General features: G+C 73.6%; 2 protein-coding genes. Both read right to left on the bottom strand.

Annotated elements, in window-relative coordinates:
- Nucleotides 1-206: 206 nt before the first annotated feature.
- The gene (locus ACFXG1_RS33070; protein ID WP_384745878.1) at nt 207-1,151 is read right to left on the bottom strand and encodes an aromatase/cyclase; all 945 of its coding nucleotides are present in this window, start codon (nt 1,149-1,151) and stop codon (nt 207-209) included.
- Between the two features lie 55 nt (nt 1,152-1,206).
- A complete protein-coding gene (locus ACFXG1_RS33065; protein ID WP_384745876.1) occupies nt 1,207-2,004 on the bottom strand; it encodes an SDR family NAD(P)-dependent oxidoreductase in 798 nt (265 codons plus the stop codon).
- Nucleotides 2,005-2,160 lie beyond the last annotated feature (156 nt).

Below are 2,160 nucleotides of genomic sequence, written 5' to 3'. Positions count from 1 at the left end.
TGTTACCGGGGCGCCCGCCCTCTCCCCTCCCCACGTTGTCGGCGGGGGCCGCTGTGTCTCTGCGTAAGGGGCGGGCGGCCCCCCGGCCCGGGTTCCCCGTACCGGTCGTACCGGCCAGGGGGTACGCGTCCCGGTCGTACCGGCCAGGGGTACGCGCCCCGGTCGTACCGGCCAGGGGGTACGCGCCCCGGGCCGGTGGCCGCCCGTCAGCCCGTGGCCGCGGCCCGTTCCGTGAACTCCTTGGCGTGCCGCAGCGTCGCCAGACTGTTGGTGCCGAGCGCGTCGCGTACGTACGCCCGCGCGTCCGCGACCGTGGAGCCCGGGCCCAGCAGACGCACGGCCGACGGGTCGACGACCACGGTGTGGCGGGCCGTGGCCGTGGTCTCACCGTCCTCCTCGTCCAGCAGCCACGCCCCCACATGCGCGGTGAGCAGCGGCGGTACCCGCAGCTGCTTGTAGACGATCCTGGACGGGCCCAGATCGACCCGTACCGACGCCGTGGTGTGCCGGGACCCGTCGCGGGCGATCGTGTCCATCTCCAGCGTCTGGACGTCCGGCCCCGGCTCCGTCAGCTCCACCCGGGCGACATGCGGCAGCCGCTCCTCCCAGGCGCGGGCCCGCCACAGGAACGCGTGCACCTCGGCGGCCGGGGCCGCGATCCGTACCGCGTCGTCGAACGTGCACAGCAGCTCCCCGAGCCGGTCCACCGACTCGGCGGTGGCCTTCATCCGGCTCAGCTCCGCCGAACTGTTCTCGTCCAGCGCCCGGTTCAGCCACGCCACGTTCTCCGGATCGTCGTCGACGGCCGTGAACTCGTGCAGCAGCTCGACCTCGCAGCTGGTGCCGGAGAGCGGACGGAGCCGCCACTCGCCCCCCATGGACGCGGCCGGCGCCGAGGTCCGCACCTGGCGGAACCCGATCGTCAGCCCGTCCGGATCCAGCCGCCGCCGGGACTCCCACGACTTCACCCCGCCATGGGCCGTCGCCCAGACCCGCAGCGTCTCCTCGCCATCGCCCAGCGGTATCCGCTCCACATGGACCGACGGGGGGAAGACGCGCGGCCAGGCGGCGGCGTCCGCGATGATTCCGTACACCGTGGGCGCCGGGGCGCCGACGGTGATCGTGTGCCGGGCTCGATGCGTCACTGCCATGGGGAAACCCGTCCTCCTCCAGCGAGCGGGGCGCCGTCGGCGCCGTACCGCGCCATCAGTAGTTGCCGAGACCGCCGCAGACGTTGAGCGCCTGCGCGGTGATCGAGGCGGCGGCCGGGGTCACCAGATAGCCGACCAGGGCGGCGACCTCGTCGGCCGTGGTGTAGCGGCCCAGCGGGATCTTGGCCTCGAAGCGCTTCAGCACCTCGTCCACGGACACCTCCCAGTGACCCGCGTACCCCTCCCGCACCGACCGTGCCATCGGGGTCTCCACATAGCCGGGGCAGACCGCGTTGACCGTGATCCCCGTCTTCGCCAGCTCCAGACCCAGCGACTTGCTGAAGCCGACCACCGCATGCTTCGAGGCGCTGTACGGCGCCCCCAGCAGCACCCCCTGCTTACCGCCCGTGGAGGCGATATTGACGATCCGGCCGGGCCTGCCGTCCCCCATGCCGCCCGTCGTGAGCACCTCGCGGCTCATCCGGAAGACACTCGTCAGATTGGTCGCCAGGACGTCGTCCCACAGCTCGTCCGGGATCCGCGCGGTCACCCCGCCGCCGCTGCGCCCGGCGTTGTTCACCAGGACGTCGACCGGACCGAAGCGGTCGACGGCCGCGGCCACGGACCGTACGACGTCCTCACCCCGCCGGACATCGGCGGCGATACCGGCCGCCGTGACCCCCTCGTCCGTCAGCTCCTTCACCGTCGCCGCGACGTCGTCGGCGCCGCGCGCGGTGATGAAGACCTTGTTCCCGGTACCGCCCAGGGTCCCGGCCACCGCCCGGCCGATGCCCCGCGTGGCCCCGGTGACCAGCGCGACCCGGGACTCCCCGGTCCGCGGCTCCGTAGTCATGGCGCTCCTCCCGATGGTCCGTTGCTGTCCCGGCCCAGCCTGCTGGGAGGCGGTGGAGTACGGCTGAAGGGCCGGGGGAGGCCCGACCGGCACGGGACGAAAGGCCGGGGGAGACCCGACCGGCGCGGGACGAAAGGCCGGGGCGCCCCACCGCGG

The sequence above is a fragment of the Streptomyces sp. NPDC059248 genome, from assembly GCF_042753905.1.
GTDB lineage: Bacteria > Actinomycetota > Actinomycetes > Streptomycetales > Streptomycetaceae > Streptomyces.
Note: the sequence above shows the minus strand (reverse complement) of the source record. Positions and strands in the feature narration are given on the sequence as shown.

Excerpts from the sequence above, each read along its gene's own strand:
- ACFXG1_RS33070 (WP_384745878.1), bottom strand. The coding sequence starts at position 1,151 with ATGGCAGTGACGCATCGAGCCCGGCACACGATCACCGTCGGCGCCCCG.
- ACFXG1_RS33065 (WP_384745876.1), bottom strand. The coding sequence starts at position 2,004 with ATGACTACGGAGCCGCGGACCGGGGAGTCCCGGGTCGCGCTGGTCACC.